Here is a 17516-nt window from a genome sequence, read left to right as displayed (position 1 = left end):
TGGTCCCGGACCACCACGGCGTCGGACGCGCTGCCGAGTGCGGCGGCGACGGCGGCCTCGAATCCGGGATCCACGGTGATCATGGATGCCAGCGATCCCAGGACCCCGTCGGCCAGGTCCCCGGCTGCGGCGCCGAGCACATGCCCGGAGCCGTCTTTGCGGTTCAGGCCCAGCTGGAGGGCATCGCGGCGGGCCATAAGGGCGCCACGTTCCCGCTCGCCTTCGCGCTCGGCCGCCTTCAGGGCGTCAATTTCGGCGATGATGGTTTCGAGGGCCTCGCTCGCGGCCTCGTAATCGGCGTCGAGCGATTCCTCGCCGTCCTCGACCCCTGCGACCTGCGCTTCCAGGGCCGTGAACTCGCTGTGCGCCTGGCGTCGGCGCTCCTCGCCGGCCTTTTGCGATTCGCGGAGACGGCCGAGCTCGGACTGGGCAGACTCGACACGGGACCGTGCCGCGCCGACCTGCCCGGCGAGCTTGGCCAGGCCTTCACGCCGGTCCGCGGCGGCCCGGAGCAGGGCCGCGAGCCGCTTGTCCTCGGCGGCGGCGGCCTGTTCGGCGTCGTGTTTGGCGGCTGTCGCGGCGTCCAGGGCCTCGGTGCGGTCCAGGATCTGCCGTTCCAGCCCGGCCTGCTCGTCGCGGACGCGGGCGGCCTGCTGCTCCAGCTGGTCCGGGTCCCGGCCGGTGTCCGGAACCACATCCGCGGCGCCGAGCAGGCGGCGGCGTTCCTCGGCGAGCGAGCCGAGGGAACGGAGCCGTTCGCGCCCGGTGGAGAGCGAATACCAGTTCTCCCGCGCGGCGTTCAGCGCCGGCGTGGCCTCGGCTGCGAGCCCTTCGAGGACGGCCTGGCGCTGCCGCCCCGCCTCGAGGTCGCGTTCGACGACGGCGCGGCGTGCCTTGAGCGCCGATTCATCCGCCACGTCCTGCGCCAGCGCGGACTGCAGCGCAACGAGGTCGTCGGCCAGGAGCCGTGAGCGGGCGTCACGGACCTCGAACTGGACGCTCTGGGCGCGCCGGGCCACCTCGGCCTGTTTGCCCAGCGGGGTCAGCTGCCGCCGGATTTCGCCGGTGAGGTCGCTGAGCCGGGACAGGTTGGCCTGCATGGCTTCGAGTTTGCGGACCGTCTTTTCCTTGCGGCGGCGGTGTTTGAGGATGCCGGCGGCCTCCTCGATGAAGCCGCGCCGGTCCTCGGGGGTGGCGTGCAGGACCTTGTCCAGCTGGCCCTGGCCGACAATCACGTGCATCTCGCGGCCCAGCCCCGAATCGGAGAGCAGCTCCTGGATATCGAGCAGCCGGCATCCCGCGCCGTTGATGGCGTATTCCGAGCCGCCGGTCCGGAACAGCGTGCGCGAGATCGTGACCTCGCTGTATTCGATCGGGAGGGCGCCGTCGCTGTTATCGATGGTCAGCGAGACGTGCGCCCGGCCCAGGGGCGGCCGGCCCGAGGTGCCGGCAAAGATCACGTCTTCCATCTTGCCGCCGCGGAGGGTCTTGGCTCCCTGTTCGCCCATGACCCAGGCCAGCGCGTCCACCACGTTGGATTTGCCCGAGCCGTTGGGGCCCACCACGGCGGTGACGCCCGGTTCGAATTCAAAGGTCGTCGCTGAGGCGAACGACTTGAATCCCCGGACGGTCAGACTTTTCAGGTGCAAGGCGCTTCGGTTCTCCTGGTCGGCGGACTGGCCCGCTGTCCGACGAAAGCATGATTCGGACGGACGCGGGGGGTTCGGGGCGGCCCCGGATACATACAATCTACTGCGCATCTGCGGCCATTCCGCGCAGAACCAGCGCGAAGCCGCCGCAGATGGCGGAGGCCGCATATGCGGGAATTGACCTGCACGGGGCATAGTTAAGCTCTCGGGCTTGTGAGCGGCCACCGCCGGAGCGCAGGACGGACATGAACAGGGGCTTGAATTGGTAGGCAATGCAACATTCCGGCACAGCAACACCGCTCTACTTTCGGTAAGCAGCGTCGAAGCTCCGACGATCGTCAGTTCCATGGATTTCGACCGCAGGCTGGCTTCGACCCTGCGGCGACTGAGGGTCCCCCCGAAACTGCTCGAACGGGTCGCGGGCATCACGCACCGGCGCTGGTGGGCCCCCGGGACATCGTTCGACGACGCAGCCATCGAGGCGGGTGCAAAGGCCCTGGCCGAGTCCGGCATCGAAGCGTCCGAGATTGGCCTGCTGATCAACACCTCCGTGACGCGGCGCAACCTCGAACCGTCCGTCGCGGTAAAGATCCATCACGGACTGCGCCTGCCTTCGTCGGCCATGAACTTTGATCTGGCCAACGCCTGCCTCGGATTCGTCAACGGCATGACCCTGGCGGCCAACATGATCGACTCCGGCCAGATCAAGTACGCGATGATCGTCAACGGTGAAGACGCCCAGGCAACGCAGGAGGCCACCCTGGCCCGGCTGCAGCGGCCCGAGACGACCCGCGAGGACTTCAACCGCGAGTTCGCCACACTGACGCTCGGCTCCGGAGCGGCTGCGGCCGTCCTGGGCCCGGCGGACGAGCACCCCGGGGCGCACCGGGTCCTCGGCGGCGTGATGCGTGCCGGCACCGAGCACCATGAACTGTGCGTGGGCAGCATTGACGGCATGGCCACCGACACCAAAGGCCTGCTCGACGGCGGCCTGCAGCTCGTGGTCGATGCCTGGCACGAGGCCCAGCCGGAGTGGGACTGGGCCTCGATGGACCGCTACGTCACGCACCAGGTGAGCAATGCCTATACCCAGGCCATCATCAACGCCATTGACCTGGACCCGGACAAGGTGCCGATCACGTTCCCGCACTGGGGCAATGTGGGCCCGGCCTCCCTCCCCATGACCCTTGCGGCCGAAGCGCAGACTCTCGCGGCCGGGGATCGCGTGCTGTGCATGGGCGTCGGTTCCGGCCTGAACACCGCCATGGTGGAAATCGTTTGGTAGCCGCCGACTGGCCCGGCGTCGACCCCGAATGGTCGCGCGAAATCGATGTGGCTTCCACCTCCGCCGCGGATGAGCCCGGCACCGTGCGCCGCTGGCACCTGCTGGACAACGGTGCCCAGCTCGCGCGCCGCGGCCTGACACCTGCCGGCACCCTGCTGTGCGTGCATGGCAACCCGACGTGGTCCTACCTGTGGCGGACCCTGCTGGCCGCCGGATCCGACCCCGCACATCCGTGGCGCGTGGTGGCCGTGGACCAGCTGGACATGGGCTTCTCCGAGCGCACCGGCACGTTCCGGCGCCTGGAGGACCGGATCAACGACCTGGGCGACCTCACCGCGGCGCTCGGCCTGGACGGCCCGGTCGTCACCGTCGGCCACGATTGGGGCGGCGTGATCAGCCTGGGCTGGGCCGTGGCCCATCCGCAGCAGCTCGCTGGCGTCGTGCTGACGAACACAGCCGTGCACCAGCCCTCCGGCGCCCGTATCCCGCCTGCACTGCGGCTTGCCTTGCACCCTGCCGTGCACCGCTGGGGAACGACGGGGACGGACACCTTCCTGCGCGTGACGCATGCCCTGGCCCACCCACCGCTCGCCGCCGATGTCCGTGGCGCCTTCATGGCCCCCTACCGCGGCGCCGGCCGCCGCGCCGGCGTGGGGAACTTTGTCGCGGACATTCCCGCCGACGCGTCCCACCCCAGCTTTCCGACGCTCAGCCGCGTCGCGGAAGGGGTGCGCGGGCTGAGGGTTCCGGCCCTGATGCTCTGGGGCCCGCGCGATCCGATCTTTTCCGACCGGTACCTCAAGGACCTCATCGGCCGGCTGCCGGACGCGAAAGTTCACCGCTTCGAGGGTGCCGGCCACCTGGTCGCGGAAGACAGGGACATCGCCGCGCCCGTCTTCGAGTGGCTGGCCGGGTGCGGCCCGGACAGCGGGCCGGCCAACGAACTGGCCGACGGCCCGGCCGACGACGCGATGCTGGAATTCGGGACGGGGCCCCTGAAGCCCGGCGCAGGGGTTCCGCCCCTTTGGGCGCCCCTCGCCGAGCTGGCGGCGGGACCAGCGGCCGGGGATACCGCCGTCGCGGAAATGGCCACGGACGGCAGCGTCGCCCGCTCGCTCAGCTGGCAGGAGCTCGAACAGGACATTGCCGCCCTCGCGGCGGGCCTGCAGGACATCGGTGTAGGGAACGGCACCCGGGTGAGCCTGATGGTTCCCCCGACATTCCCGCCGACGCGTCCCACCCCAGCTTTCCGACGCTCAGCCGCGTCGCGGAAGGGGTGCGCGGGCTGAGGGTTCCGGCCCTGATGCTCTGGGGCCCGCGCGATCCGATCTTTTCCGACCGGTACCTCAAGGACCTCATCGGCCGGCTGCCGGACGCGAAAGTTCACCGCTTCGAGGGTGCCGGCCACCTGGTCGCGGAAGACAGGGACATCGCCGCGCCCGTCTTCGAGTGGCTGGCCGGGTGCGGCCCGGACAGCGGGCCGGCCAACGAACTGGCCGACGGCCCGGCCGACGACGCGATGCTGGAATTCGGGACGGGGCCCCTGAAGCCCGGCGCAGGGGTTCCGCCCCTTTGGGCGCCCCTCGCCGAGCTGGCGGCGGGACCAGCGGCCGGGGATACCGCCGTCGCGGAAATGGCCACGGACGGCAGCGTCGCCCGCTCGCTCAGCTGGCAGGAGCTCGAACAGGACATTGCCGCCCTCGCGGCGGGCCTGCAGGACATCGGTGTAGGGAACGGCACCCGGGTGAGCCTGATGGTTCCCCCGGGCGTGGACCTGACCGTGGTCCTCTACGCCTGCCTGCGGCTCGGCGCGGTGGTCATCCTGGCCGACGCCGGCCTGGGCACCCGCGGCCTGAGCCGGGCGGTGAAGGGCGCCACCCCGGACTTCCTCATCGGAATCGACAAGGCCCTGGCGGCCGCCTCGGTACTTGGCTGGCCGGGACGGCGCATGAGTGTGCGGGACCTGCCGGCCCGGCGCCGCCGGCTCCTCGCCGTCGAGACCTCCCTGGCTGCCCTTTTCCGCCACGGAGCCGACCTCAGCCCCGGACTCCCTCGCCCGGGCACGGCCCCGGTTCCGGACCCGGACGCCCCCGCAGCCGTGCTGTTCACCTCCGGTTCCACCGGGCCCGCCAAGGGCGTGGTCTACACGCACCGGCGGCTGGCGGCGATGCGCGATGCCGTGGCCGCGACGCTGGAGATCCGCCCGGGCGCACGCCTGGTGGCGGGCTTCGCGCCGTTCGCCCTGCTGGGACCGGCGCTCGGAGCCGTTTCGGTGACGCCCGCCATGGACGTCACCGCCCCCCGCACCCTGACGGCCAGCGCGCTGGCGCACGCCGCAGCAGCCATCAACGCCACGGTGGTCTTCGCCTCCCCCGCGGCGCTGCGCAACGTCCTGGCCACCCGGGTCGGCCTGAGCCGGGCCGGGCACGAGGCCCTGGGGCGCGTGGAGCTGCTGCTCTCCGCCGGCGCGCCGGTCCCTGAAGCCCTTCTCGCAGAGGTGCAGCGGCTGCTGCCGCGGGCCTCGCTGCACACCCCGTACGGGATGACCGAGGCGCTGCCCGTCACGGACATCAGCCTCGAACAGATCCGTGCCGCCGCGGCCGACGCCGCCGCCGGAACCATGGCAGGCGCCGGCAACGGCGTGTGCGTGGGCCGGCCGGTGCAGGGCGCCCACGTGGCCATCATCCCCCTGGCCGCGGACGGCACCGCACCCGGGAACGAGCCCGTCAGGGAGGCCGGAGTGAGCGGGGAGATCCTCATCAGCGCCCCGCACGTGAAAGAAGCCTACGACCGGCTCTGGCTAACCCAGCGCGAGAGCATCCGCACGGCCGGATGGCACCGCACCGGCGACGTGGGGCACCTCGACGCCGCCGGCCGGCTCTGGGTGGAAGGACGCCTCGTGCACGTCGTGACGGCCCCGGGCGCCGTGGTGACGCCGGTGGGCGCCGAGCAGGCCATCGAACGACTGGACGACGTCGGGATGGCAGCCGTCGTCGGGGTCGGTCCGTCCGGGACCCAGGCTGTCGTTGCCGTCGTCGAAACCGTTCCGCCGGTCCGCCGGGCCGGTCTGGCCGCGCCTCAGCTGGCGGGCCGCGTCCGGGACGCCGCCCGCGCGGCAGAGGTCAGCGTCTCCGCCGTGCTCGCTGTCCCCTCCCAGCCGACCGACATCCGCCACAACGCCAAGATCGACAGGAGCCGCCTGGCCCGGTGGGCTTCGGCGGTGCTGGCCGGCGGCCGTCCGGGCACGCCATGAGGGTCCTCGTCACCGGCGCCAGCGGACTGCTCGGCGGGGAAGTCGCGCGGCTGCTGGTGCGGCAGGGCCACGCCGTCAGCACGTTCCAGCGCCGCCCCTCCGGCGTCGACGGCGCCACGGACCTCCAAGGGTCCGTTACTGACGAGGCCGCCGTGCGCCGCGCCGTCTCCGGCGCCGAGGGCGTCATCCACCTGGCCGCGAAGGTCTCCTTCACCGGCCGCGCCGCGGAGTTCGACGAGGTCAATGTCGAAGGCACGCGCCGCCTGCTCCGGGCCGCCCGCGAGGCCGGTGTGCGGGAGCTGGTGTTTGTCTCCTCCCCGTCCGTGGCCAATTCCGGGGCCGCCATCGCCGGGCTGGGCGCCGAGGCGGCGGACCCGGTCCGCGCGCACGGTGACTACTCCCGCACGAAGGCCGAGGCCGAACTGCTGGCGCTGGCCGCGGACTCGCCGGGTTTCCGGGTCACGGCGGTGCGCCCGCACATCGTCTGGGGCCCGGGTGACACGCAGCTGGTGGAACGGGTGCTGGAACGTGCCAGCCGCGGCCGCTTGCCGCTGCTCGACGCCGGCGCGGCCCTGATCGACACGACCTACGTGGACAATGCCGCTTCGGCCATCGTCGCCGCGCTTGACCGGATGGAGTACGTCCACGGCCGGGCGCTCGTGGTCAGCAACGGCGAACCCCGCCCGGTCGGTGAGCTGCTGGCGGGCATTTGCGCCGCGGGCGGCGTCCCTGCGCCGTCGTGGACGGTGCCGGGCAGCTTCGCGCGGGCTGCGGGATCGGTGGTGGAGAAGGTGTGGTCCCGGTCCGGCCGGTCCGGGGAGCCGCCGATGACCAGATTCCTCGCTGAGCAGCTCTCCACCGCCCACTGGTTCGACCAGCGCGAGACCCGTGAACTCCTCAACTGGTCCCCCGCCGTTTCGCTTGACGAGGGCCTGGCGAGGCTGGCCGGGCACTACGCCCGGATTCCCCCTACCAGCGCCCGTTCCGGGGCCGGGGCTGGCAGACGGGGCAGGTGTACGAGGACCGGTTCATGAACTGTTCCCGCAAGAGCCGGCTGACCCGGCCGGCGGCGGCGCAGCGCTTGCACTCGAGCCCCTCCCGGCCGTAGGCGTTCAGGGAACGGTCGAAGTACCCGGAGGCTCCGTTGACGTTGACGTAGAGCGAATCGAAGCTCGTGCCGCCGGCGGCCAGGGCATCCGTCATGACCTCGCGGGCGGCGTCGAGGACCCGCTGCGCGTCGGGGCGGCGCAGGGTGTCGGTGGGCCGGGCGTAGTGCAGCCGCGCCGTCCAGAGGGCCTCGTCTGCGTAGATGTTGCCGATCCCGGACACCAGGCCCTGGTCCAGCAGCGCCCGCTTGAGCCCGGTTTTCCGGGCCCGCAGGCGCCGGTAGAAGGTCTCGAAGGAGAACCAGGGATCCAGCGGGTCACGGGCAATGTGCGCGGCTTCCTCGGCGATGAGCGGCAGCGGCGTTTCGGCGAGGCCGCCAGGGCCGCCGTCGTCGGTGGGGATCAGCGTGGTCAGGAACAGGCCGCCGAAGATGCGCTGGTCCACGAACCGGAGCTGTCCGGGCATGCCGTCGGCTGGGCTGAGACGCAGCCTGACCTTCAGGTGTTTTTCATCCGGAACGCCGGGTTCCTGCATGAGCAGCTGGCCGGACATGCCCAGATGGGCCATGAGCGCGACGTNNGTCCGCCAGCGGCATCCACAGGAATTTGCCGCGGCGGACCACGTCCAGGACCCGTGCGCCTTCAAGGTTGCCGGCAAAGTCTTCCGGTCCCTGGGCGTGCCGGCGCAGGGAGCGCGGGTCCAGGACCTCGACGGAGGTGATGGTCCGGCCGCGCACCCAGCTCACCAGGCCGCGCCGGACCACCTCGACCTCGGGCAGTTCAGGCAATGCCGCTGCCTAGCTGCCGGTCTGGGACTGCAGCTGCTGCGGATCCGGCGCGGACGGGGCGGTCAGCCGGCGCCAGGCGTCGGCGGCGGCTTCCTGTTCGGCCTCTTTCTTGGAGTTGCCGGTGCCGGTGCCGTAGTCCGTGCCGCCGATCCGCAGCACAGCCTCGAACGTCCGGGCGTGGTCCGGCCCGGAGCCGTCGACCGCGTAGTTGATGGTCCCGAGCTGCCGGCTGGCGGCGAGCTCCTGGATGGAAGTCTTCCAGTCGGTGCCCGCGCCGAGGGCGGCGGCGTCCTTCAACAGCGGGCCGACCAGCCGCATGACCAGCTGCCGGGCCGTCTCGATGTCGTTGGAGAGGTAGGTGGCGCCGATCAGCGCCTCCATGGTGTCCGCCAGGATGGAGGCCTTGTTCTTGCCTTCGGTGAGCTTTTCGCCCTGTCCAAGGTAGATGAACTCCCCCAGCCCGATGCTGCGGCCGATGCCGGCCAGCGCCCGGGTGCTGACGACGGCGGAGCGGCGCTTGGCCAGGTCGCCTTCGGGCAGCGTGGGGTTGTCACGGTACAGCGCGTCCGTTACGGAAAACCCCAGGATGGAGTCGCCCAGGAACTCGAGCCGTTCGTTGGTGGGGATGCCGCCGTTTTCGTAGGCGTAGGAACGGTGTGTGAGCGCAAGACGAAGCGTCCCGGCGTCAATAGTGACACCGAGACGCTTCAGAAGCTCTTCAGTTGAAGACATCTTTTTCAGCCTGTTGGCGGATTAGACGTCTGCGACCTTGCGGCCCTTGTACTCAAGGAACAGCGCAGTGCCAGCCGAGTCGGTAACGACCTTTGCCTGGTGCGGCAGGCTGTACGTGACCTGGCCGTTCTCGACAGTCTTCACCAGGTGGGGGGCAGTTGCCTTCCACTGGGAGCGGCGGGCGCGGGTATTCGAGCGAGACATTTTCCGCTTCGGGACAGCCACGGCTAACTCATTTCTCTCTAGAAAAACACTTACAAATCAGTTTTGCCGGTCAGGCTTAGCCAAGTCAGCCAGGGCGGCCCAGCGAGGATCTACGACCTCGTGGTGATGCCCCGGCTCGTCTTCCAGGCGCACTCCACATTCGGAGCAAAGGCCCTGGCAGTCTTCCCGGCACACCGGCTGGAACGGCAGTATGGTGACAACTGCGTCCCGCAACACCGGCTCAAGATCGATCAGATCGTGCTCGACTCGACGTTGCTCTTCTTCGTCTTCTTCGTCGGAGAACACAGCATCCTCGTAGAAGAAAAGTTCTTGCACATCAACCTCTTGGTCATACGCAAGGGGATCCAGGCATCGGCCGCATTCGCCAGTAACTTCAACGTGCGCGGTTCCTGATACCAGAATTCCTTCGTGTACGGCCTCAAGCCGCAGGTCCAGCTCGACATCCGAGCCTTCCTGCACGCCAATGAGCGCCACGCCAAGATCACTTGGCGCGGTTACATGTTCCGTCAGCGTCCGCATGCTTCCCGGACTGCGTCCGAGGTCCTTGACGTCGAACGCCAAGGGCGAACTAGCATCTCGTTTAATGAGAACTCCTGTTGAACATATGACCGACGTACTATCTTAGCCTGAACTTCCGGACGGACTCAAACCGGGGGGCACGCCGGCGGTTCACACCACAAGCGGCCCCGGATTCGGGCCACGCAACCGGCAGCAGGCCGCCGAGTACCGGTCAAGCTTACACTTTGCGCGCCCGGTTCGGGACCGGCTCGCCCGGGGCCAGCCGTTTCAGCACAGAGCGGGGAACAAAGTCCGAGACGTCCCCGCCGAGGGCGAAGACCTCTTTGATGAGGGTGGAGGACAGGTGCAGGTAGTGGCCTTCCGCCGGCAGGAACACCGTCTCGACACCGGTCAGCTGCCGGTTCATCGTGGCCATCGGCAGCTCGTAGTCGAAGTCCGAGGACGAACGCAGGCCCTTGACGATCGCCGACACACCGCGCTGCCGGCAGTACTCGGCCAGGAGACCCTCCCCGACGGGTTCAACCACGATCCCGCGCAAGGACGCGAACGTTTCCCTGGCCATGTCGATCCGCTCCTCCAGGCTGAAGCGGTACTTCTTGGAATAGTTCGTGGACACGGCCACGATCACCTCGTCGAAGAGGCCCGCGGCACGCGCAATGACTTCCAGGTGTCCGTTGTGGATGGGGTCAAAAGAGCCAGGGCAAACAGCGCGTCTCATGCTCCGAACCTACCGTATCCGCGCCGCAGCCCGGGATAACATGGCTGAATGTCAGCATCGAACAATCGCGCGACTTCTCCTTTCACTGTGCGGCCTGTCACTGTGCGGCCCGTCACTGCGCCGCCTTTCACCGTGGACGGCGGCGTGGTCCTGGTCACCGGTGCCGCCAGCGGCATGGGCCGGCTCTACGCCCTCCGCGCCGCCCGGGAAGGCGCCGAGGTAGTGATCCTCTGGGACGTCGACGCCGATGCCCTGGCCTGCACCGCCGTTGAAGTCGCCGCTTTGGGCGCCCGCGCCGTCCCCCGCACGGTGGACCTGGCGGATCGCGCCGCGATTGCCGACGCCGCCCGGGAGGCCAGGGCCGAGGGACCGCTGGCCCTCCTGGTCAATAACGCCGGGATTGTCCGCGGCGCGTACTTCTGGGACCACGCCCCGGACCATGACATCGCCCTGACCATGGACATCAACGCCCTCGCCCCCATGTACGTCACCCTGGAGTTCCTGCCCGACATGATGGCCGGCGCCGGCCGCCCGCGCCGGATCCTCAACGTTGCCTCTGCCGCCGGCACGGTCTCGAATCCGCGGATGAGCGTGTACGCGGCCTCGAAGTGGGCCGTCATCGGCTGGAGCGACTCGCTCCGGCTCGAGCTTGAGCAGCAGGGCTACGGCCACCTGAAAGTCACCACCTTCTGCCCCAGCTACATTTCCACCGGCATGTTCGAGGGAGCCCGGGGTCCCCTGCTGACCCCGCTCATGACGCCGGAGGATGCCGTGGACAGGGCTTGGCGCGCTACGGCCGCCGGGCGGCCACAGCTGATCGCCCCGGCCATGGCCACGGTGGGGAAAGTACTCAAGGGCATCCTGCCGGTGCGGGCGTGGGACTTCGTGGGCGGAAAGGTCTTTGGGATCTACACCACCATGGACAGCTTCACCGGCCGGAACGAGAAGGCGGGCACCCGATGAGCCCCCGCATGCCGTTGCCGTGGCAGCGCGCCGCAACCGGCGCCAATCTGCTCTCCCCCGATGGCTCGCTGGGCGTGACGATCTTCGAGGAGATGACCACCCTGGCCCTGAGCACGGGCGCCATCAACCTTGGCCAGGGCTTCCCGGACGAGGACGGCCCCGTGGAGATCAAGGAGGCCGCCCAGGCAGCGATCGCCGCCGGAGCCAACCAGTATGCGCCCGGCAAGGGCATCCTGCCGCTGCGGGAGGCGATCTCGGTGCACCAGCAGCGGTTCTACGGGCTGGCCGCGGATCCGCAGACCGAAATCATCGTCACTACCGGCGCCACGGAGGCCATTGCCGCTGCCCTGCTCGCGCTGGTAGGTCCGGGAGATGAAGTGCTCACCTTCGAGCCGTTCTACGACTCCTATGGCGCCATCATCGGGCTCTCCGGCGCCACGCACGTCACCGCCCCGCTCCTGGCCCCGGATTTCATGCCGGACCTGGCCGCACTCGAGGCCGCGTTCAGCAACCGCACCAAGGTGGTGCTGATCAACAATCCGCACAACCCGACCGGGGCGGTGTTTCCCCGCGAGGTGCTCGAGCGCGTCGTCGAACTGGCCGCGAAATACGACGCCGTCATCGTCACCGACGAAGTGTACGAGCACCTGACCTTCGGTGTGCGGCACATCCCGATCGCGACGCTGCCCGGGGCGGCGGAGCGCACGCTGACCATTTCCTCGGCCGGCAAGACGTTCTCCTTCACCGGCTGGAAGATCGGCTGGCTCTCCGGGCCGGAGGAGCTCGTGGCCGCGGCCCGGACGGTCAAGCAGTTCCTTAGCTACAGTTCCGGCACGCCCTTCCAGGCCGCCATCGCGGTGGGCCTGGGGCTTCCGGACGAGTTTTACGCCGGCATCGCCGACACCCTCCGGTACAAGCGCGACATCCTCAGCGAGGGACTGCGCGCGGCCGGCCTCGACGTGCTGACCCCGCAGGGGACCTACTTCGTCAACGTGGACACCTCACCGCTGGGGATCACCGATTCCGTGGAGCTGGCCCGCAGGCTGCCGGCCCTCGTGGGCGTCGCCGCGATCCCTGTGCCCGTCTTCTGTCACGCCGACGGCGCCGAACGCACCCGCAGCCTGCTCCGCTTCGCGTTCTGCAAGCAGCTGCACGTGCTGGAGGAGGCCGCCGAGCGGCTGGCGACCTTGCGCGACAGGCTGTGAACATGGCCGGGCAGCAATTCGGGGCCTCGCGGTTCCTGCGGACCACCGGGCAGCACGCCGTGATCGAACCGGATCCCTTTAACGACGGCGGCTTCGTGCTGAGCATCGGCGGCGCCGAGCAGTCCCACGTCAACCTGGCCGACCCCGCGGACATCTTCTACGAATACCTGCGCAGGATCGGGCACGTGGTGGACCTCGCCGCCCCGTGGGGCGAGCCGATCACGGCGCTGCACCTGGGCGCCGGGGCCCTGACCCTGGCCCGCTACATCCAGGCCACCCGGCCCGGCTCGGTTCAGTACGCGGTGGAGCTGGAGCGGGAACTGCTGGACTTTGTGCTCGCACAGCTGCCCCTGCCGGAGGGGACCGAGCTGCACACAGTGATCGGCGATGCCCGCGACGCCCTCGCCGGGCTTCCGGCGGGCCTGCGGTTCGACGTCGTGATCCTGGACATCTTCTCCGGGCCGGAGGCGCCGGAACACATCGCGTGTACCGGGTTCTACCAGGAGGCGGCGGCCCGGCTGACGCCGCGCGGCGTGTTGATCGTCAACGTGGGCGACGAACCCGGACTGACCCTGGTCCGGAGCCAGATCGCGGCCATGCGCCGGGCCATGGCCGACGTCTCGGCCTTCGCGGAGGCCGGAATGTTCACTGGCCGGTACCCCGGGAACATCATCCTGACCGGGACGCAGGGGCCGTGGCCGGAGGTCTGGACGGCGGCGCTCACGGCGCGCGGTCCGCATCCGGCCCGGCTGCTCACCGGCGTCGATTTGGACGCGCTGGCCGGCTAGTCCCCTGCTTCCAGGTCCGCTGCTTCCACAGCGTCCGCGGCTTCCACGCCGGGCTCGGTGAACCACAGCCGGGTTTCGCCGTACTTCTTCTCGGCAAACCGTTCCATGCCCTGGGGCCATGCCGGCTCGGGGCTCCGGGACGAGCGTTCCACCACCACGACCGCTCCCTCGCCCAGGTGCGGCACCAGCTTGGCCAGCACGGCAGCGAGGGCCGGCTCGTCCAGGGGGTAGGGCGGGTCCAGGAACACCAGGTCCCAGCTCGCGGAGTCGGCGGCCCGGTCGAGGAAGGATTCGACCTTGGAGCGGTGCACGGAGACCACCTTGCGGCCCGTGACAGTGTTGACAAGATCGGCGTTCCGCTGGCAGACGGCGCTTGCCTTGGCGTCGAATTCGACCAGGTCCACGGAGTCCGCGCCGCGGCTGCCGCTCTCCACCCCCAGCGAGCCGGATCCCGCGTACAGATCGAGGACGCGGGCGCCGGCGATGACGTTGAAGGCGTCCAGCCGGGAGAACAGGGCCTCCTTGACGCGGTCGGTGGTGGGCCGGGTCAGGTTCCCGGGCACGCTGTTCAGCGTGCTGCCGCCGGCCGCACCGGCAATGATCCGGCTCATGCGCGGACCCCCGCGGACGTGTTTGCCTGGCTCGTGGTCCTAGCCGCGTTCAAGGAACGCCTCCTTCTCGGGGTTCAGGTATTCATCGATCGCGGCCGCAAGCCGGGGCTGGCCCGCCAGCGCGGGATCGGCGCCCACGATCCGCTGGGCGTCCTGCCGGGCCCGGGCGATCACGTCCTCGTGTTCGAGCACTCGCAGCAGCTTCAGCGTGGAGCGCCCGCCGGACTGCGAGGCGCCCAGGATGTCGCCCTCCCTGCGGAGCTTGAGGTCCTCCTGGGACAGTTCGAAGCCGTCGGTGGTGGCCGCGACGGCGTCCAGGCGGCGCCGGCTCGGATGGCCCGGCTCCAGGGTGGTGACCAGCAGGCAGGTTCCGGGCAGCCCGCCGCGGCCCACCCTGCCGCGCAGCTGGTGGAGCTGGGAGATGCCAAAACGGTCAGCGTCCAGGATCACCATGAGCGTGGCGTTGTGGACGTCCACGCCGACTTCGATCACGGTGGTGGAGACCAGCAGCTTGGTCTGGTTGGCCGTGAAGGAGGCCATGGTCTCGGACTTCAGCGCCGGGTCCTGCCTGCCGTGCAGCGGCGCCACAGCCACCCCGGCCAGAGCCGGTTCGTCCTGGAGATGTTCCACGACGCCGGTGACCGAGGCGAGTTCCCGGGAACCGTTCTCGCCTTCGAGGTCCGCGGCGGACGGTTCGGCCTCGCCCGGGGTGAAGTCGCCGTCGTCGTCCGTGCCGATCTTGGGGCAAACGACGTAGACCTGGTGGCCGGCGTCGATCTCTTCCCGCGACCGGGACCAGATGCGGGTGGCCCACCCCGGGTGTTCCGCGAGCCCCACCACGTGGGTGGAGATCGGGGCACGGCCGGCGGGGAGCTCATCGAGCACGGAGGTTTCGAGGTCGCCGAACACGGTCATGGCCACGGTCCGGGGAATCGGGGTGGCGGTCATGACCAGCAGGTGCGGCGGTTTGCTGGCCTTGGCCCGGAGGGCGTCGCGCTGCTCCACGCCGAAGCGGTGCTGTTCGTCCACCACGATCAGGCCAAGGTCGTAGAAGGAGACGTTGTCGCTGAGCAGGGCGTGGGTGCCGATCACGATTCCGGCCGTTCCGGAGGCGGCGTCGAGCATGGCCTGCTTCCGCGCCGCGGTGGGCATCGAACCGGTCAGCAGGGTGACCTGAACGGCGTCCGATCCGAACCCGCCGAGCATCCCGTCCCTGGAGAGCGGTCCGAGCGTGCGCCGGATGGATTCATAGTGCTGGGCGGCGAGGACTTCGGTGGGCGCCAGCAGGGCAGCCTGTCCCCCGGCGTCCACCACCTGCAGCATGGCGCGCAGCGCCACGATCGTCTTGCCGGAGCCCACCTCGCCCTGCAGCAGCCGGTTCATGGGCGAGTCCTGGGCGAGCTCGTCGGAGAGCGTCTTGCCGACGGCGGCCTGGCCGGCGGTCAGGGTAAACGGGAGCTGGCGGTCGAAGGCGGGCAGCAGCCCGTCCGGTGCCGGGCGGCGGGCCGTCGCTTCCTCGGCAGCGAGTTGGGCGCGGCGGCGGGCCAGGGCCGACTGGAGCACCAGGGCTTCCTGGTAGCGGAACCGGTCGCGGGCGCGCTGGTAGTCCGCCGGGGTTTGCGGGGCGTGGATCAGCCGGTAGGCATCCGCGACCGGCAGGAACTTCTCCCGCGCCGCGATCTCTGCGGGCAGCGGGTCGCCGAGGGTTTCGAGCTCCACGGTGTCCAGCAGCGTCGAGATGACCTTCTGGATGGACCAGCTGGTCAGTTTCGCCGTGGCCGGGTACACCGGGATCGGCATGGCGGCGAGCTTCTCCGGGTCGATGCCCGGCGTTTCGGGGTCCTCGTCCAGCAGCAGGAAATCCGGGTTGGTCAGGCCGAGGGATCCGGCGTAGCGCGTAACCTTGCCGGAAAACATGGCACGCCGGCCCGGCTGCAGCTCGGCCTTGGCCCGGAACCCGTTGAAGAAGCTGACCTTGAGCGTGCCCGGCAGTGCGCCGGCCGCCCGCGTGGAAGCGGCACCGCCGGCGTCGTCGGAGATCACGACGTCGGTGAGGGAACCGCGCCGGGCGCGCATGGGCCGGGTGCTGTTGGAGACCACCCGGGCGATCAGGGTCACTTCCTCGTCCAGCGGGACCTCGCTGATGGGCGTGAGCTCGCCGCGGCTGAGGTAGCGGCGGGGAAAATAGTTCAGGAGCCCGCCGACTGTGGTGATGCCAAGGTGTTTTTCGATGACAGCCGCGGAGCGCTTGCCGATGCGGCGCTCCAGGCCCAGTTCAAGTTCAGCGTGCATGTCCGTCGGGGTTTCGGGTTTCGGCGGCACGCGCCGGGGCAGCAGCAGCAGCGACGGTAGCGTCAACAGGTGCGCCTGCGGTGGCGGCAACCGTGGCGGCCGGTGCCTCCGGGTCGCGCGGGACTGCGAGCTCGCTCACGGAGATGTCCGTGGGCTCGCCCAGGGAACGGATCAGCGCGACGGCGAGGTCCGCATCCAGGACGTGGACGTGGACGCGCCAGCGGTAGAGCCCGGCGGCGTCGGCGCCGCCGCCGACCTGGCTCATGATCACGGAGTCGCCCATTTCGTCGAGCCGTTGGCGCATCATGGCGGCGTCCAGCGGGGACAGGGAAATGGTGCACATGACTTCGACACCTTCGTCGCGTGGCATGCCGACGTGGATATGCGGATCCTGGACGTCGTAGCCGTGCAGTCCGTCCAGCAGTTCGCTCTGGAGCTCCTCGCCCAGCACGGCCGAGCGGAGGCAGTCCAGGATCAGCAGCATGCCCACGCCGCCGGCGTCCACCACGTGGGCGGCCTGCAGGGCATCGAGTTGCTCTTCCGTGCGGACCACGGCGGCCAGGGCCGCCTCGACGGCGGCGTCCAGGGCCAGGCCCAGGGTCTGGTTGCTGTCATCGCCGTCGTGTGCGGAGTCCACGGCGGCCGCGGCCCGGGCGGCAGCCTCCATGACGGAGAGCATGGTGCCGGGCACGGGATCACTCAGCGCGGACCAGGCCCGGATCTGGGCCCGGTTCAGGGCCGCAGCCAGCAGGGGTGAGCTGATCCGGGTGTGCCCGGCCAGGGGTTCGGCGGCAGCGCAGAGGAAGACGGCGAACAGGGTTCCCGAGTTGCCGCGGGCCTGTTCCATGGCAACCTGGCCGGCCTGCGCAAGGACGGCGCCAACGTCATGCAGGGTCGGGTCCGGCGCCGCGTGCGCCGCCCCGTCCGGGTGTCCCGGCACGGCGGCGTCCGCGGCGTGGGCCGCGGCGCGGACGGTCAGGTAGAGGTTGGTGCCGGTGTCGCCGTCGGCTACCGGAAAGATGTTGATGGCGTTCAGGCGGTCGCTGTGGTTGCCGAGCGTGGTTTCCGCCTTGCCCAACCACCGCTTCATCGCTTGCGCGTTGGCGGCAATCTTAGTCTGCAAAGTGATCCCATCCCACAGCGTCAGCGGGCCTGCCCGCGATCGTTACTCCCGTGCTTTCGGTTGGTGCAGGGGCCTCTACCGAGCCTATCGCAGTGAACCCGGGAGGGAGCGGGACCCCTGCCGGGAAAGTGGCGAGCAGCCCATGGTCTTCACCGCCGCCGAGGACCCAGGCCATCGGGTCTGCCCCCAACAACTCCGACGCCGGCAGCAGCGGGGCGGCCAGCTCCTTCAGGGCGGCGGCGTCCAGGTTCAGCACCGC

At 70.0% G+C, this 17516-nt stretch carries 15 protein-coding genes and 2 pseudogenes; 7 read left to right on the top strand and 10 right to left on the bottom strand.

Annotated features, from left to right (window positions below; genetic code table 11):
* Positions 1-1649: chromosome segregation SMC family protein (locus Y706_RS0119870; protein ID WP_173403099.1), on the bottom strand; the 1649-nt coding region annotated here is incomplete at its 3' end.
* 262 nt (positions 1650-1911) lie between these two features.
* Here Y706_RS0119870 and Y706_RS0119865 point away from each other — a divergent pair.
* From Y706_RS0119865 to Y706_RS26650, 4 genes are read left to right on the top strand one after another with little or no spacing between them, the layout of a single operon-like run.
* Positions 1912-2934, top strand: coding sequence for a 3-oxoacyl-ACP synthase III (locus tag Y706_RS0119865; RefSeq protein WP_028277960.1), 1023 nt, complete (start codon positions 1912-1914; stop codon positions 2932-2934).
* A complete protein-coding gene (locus tag Y706_RS26660) occupies positions 2928-4223 on the top strand; it encodes an alpha/beta fold hydrolase (protein ID WP_043436588.1) in 1296 nt (431 codons plus the stop codon). The genes Y706_RS0119865 and Y706_RS26660 overlap by 7 nt, the downstream gene beginning before the upstream one ends.
* Positions 4224-4237: 14 nt before the next feature.
* Positions 4238-6187: an AMP-binding protein gene (locus Y706_RS26655; RefSeq protein ID WP_253906851.1), complete on the top strand. Its 1950-nt coding sequence runs from the start codon at positions 4238-4240 to the stop codon at positions 6185-6187.
* A complete protein-coding gene (locus Y706_RS26650) occupies positions 6184-7221 on the top strand; it encodes an NAD-dependent epimerase/dehydratase family protein (protein WP_253906849.1) in 1038 nt (345 codons plus the stop codon). The genes Y706_RS26655 and Y706_RS26650 overlap by 4 nt, the downstream gene beginning before the upstream one ends.
* Here Y706_RS26650 and mutM read toward each other — a convergent pair.
* The 5 genes and pseudogenes from mutM to coaD all read right to left on the bottom strand — a co-directional run bounded on the left by mutM (position 7157) and on the right by coaD (position 10275).
* Positions 7157-8081: pseudogene (gene mutM / locus Y706_RS26645) on the bottom strand (bifunctional DNA-formamidopyrimidine glycosylase/DNA-(apurinic or apyrimidinic site) lyase). The gene Y706_RS26650 and the pseudogene mutM overlap by 65 nt on opposite strands.
* A gap of 9 nt (positions 8082-8090) precedes the next feature.
* Positions 8091-8813, bottom strand: coding sequence for a ribonuclease III (gene rnc, locus Y706_RS0119845; RefSeq protein WP_028277959.1), 723 nt, complete (start codon positions 8811-8813; stop codon positions 8091-8093).
* Between the two features lie 21 nt (positions 8814-8834).
* Positions 8835-9038 carry a 50S ribosomal protein L32 gene (rpmF, locus tag Y706_RS0119840; protein ID WP_009356569.1) on the bottom strand — a complete coding sequence of 68 codons (204 nt, stop codon included), beginning with the start codon at positions 9036-9038 and terminating at the stop codon, positions 8835-8837.
* A 36-nt stretch (positions 9039-9074) separates the two neighbouring features.
* Entirely contained in the window at positions 9075-9599 is a 525-nt protein-coding gene (locus Y706_RS28420) for a YceD family protein (protein ID WP_084476285.1), read from the bottom strand.
* 175 nt (positions 9600-9774) lie between these two features.
* Positions 9775-10275, bottom strand: coding sequence for a pantetheine-phosphate adenylyltransferase (coaD, locus tag Y706_RS0119825; RefSeq protein WP_028277957.1), 501 nt, complete (start codon positions 10273-10275; stop codon positions 9775-9777).
* Positions 10276-10377: 102 nt separating this feature from the next.
* Between coaD and Y706_RS0119820 the strand changes: the two genes are divergently transcribed.
* The 3 genes from Y706_RS0119820 to Y706_RS0119810 are packed head-to-tail and all read left to right on the top strand — an operon-like array spanning position 10378 to position 13231.
* Entirely contained in the window at positions 10378-11238 is an 861-nt protein-coding gene (locus tag Y706_RS0119820; RefSeq protein WP_275450893.1) for an SDR family NAD(P)-dependent oxidoreductase, read from the top strand.
* Positions 11235-12443 carry an aminotransferase class I/II-fold pyridoxal phosphate-dependent enzyme gene (locus Y706_RS0119815; RefSeq protein ID WP_028277955.1) on the top strand — a complete coding sequence of 403 codons (1209 nt, stop codon included), beginning with the start codon at positions 11235-11237 and terminating at the stop codon, positions 12441-12443. Before Y706_RS0119820 ends, Y706_RS0119815 begins: the two co-directional genes overlap by 4 nt.
* Before the next feature lie 2 nt (positions 12444-12445).
* On the top strand, positions 12446-13231 hold the full coding sequence (locus Y706_RS0119810; protein ID WP_028277954.1) for a spermidine synthase: 786 nt from the start codon (positions 12446-12448) through the stop codon (positions 13229-13231).
* Here Y706_RS0119810 and rsmD read toward each other — a convergent pair.
* The 4 genes and pseudogenes from rsmD to Y706_RS29870 form a co-directional block, all read right to left on the bottom strand.
* A complete protein-coding gene (gene rsmD, locus Y706_RS0119805; protein WP_028277953.1) occupies positions 13228-13842 on the bottom strand; it encodes a 16S rRNA (guanine(966)-N(2))-methyltransferase RsmD in 615 nt (204 codons plus the stop codon). The two genes, Y706_RS0119810 and rsmD, sit on opposite strands and share 4 nt — an antisense overlap.
* A 39-nt stretch (positions 13843-13881) precedes the next feature.
* Positions 13882-16134 (bottom strand): ATP-dependent DNA helicase RecG, encoded by a 2253-nt coding sequence (locus Y706_RS0119800; RefSeq protein ID WP_028277952.1) that lies wholly within the window; start codon positions 16132-16134, stop codon positions 13882-13884.
* Complete coding sequence (locus Y706_RS0119795; RefSeq protein ID WP_028277951.1) at positions 16124-17224, bottom strand: DAK2 domain-containing protein; 1101 nt, start codon at positions 17222-17224, stop codon at positions 16124-16126. Before Y706_RS0119795 ends, Y706_RS0119800 begins: the two co-directional genes overlap by 11 nt.
* A 22-nt stretch (positions 17225-17246) precedes the next feature.
* Positions 17247-17516, bottom strand: a pseudogene (locus Y706_RS29870) (thiamine-phosphate kinase); the annotation flags it as partial.

This window comes from Arthrobacter sp. I3 (genome assembly GCF_000520575.1).
Classification (GTDB): domain Bacteria; phylum Actinomycetota; class Actinomycetes; order Actinomycetales; family Micrococcaceae; genus Arthrobacter; species Arthrobacter humicola_A.
Note: the sequence above shows the minus strand (reverse complement) of the source record. Positions and strands in the feature narration are given on the sequence as shown.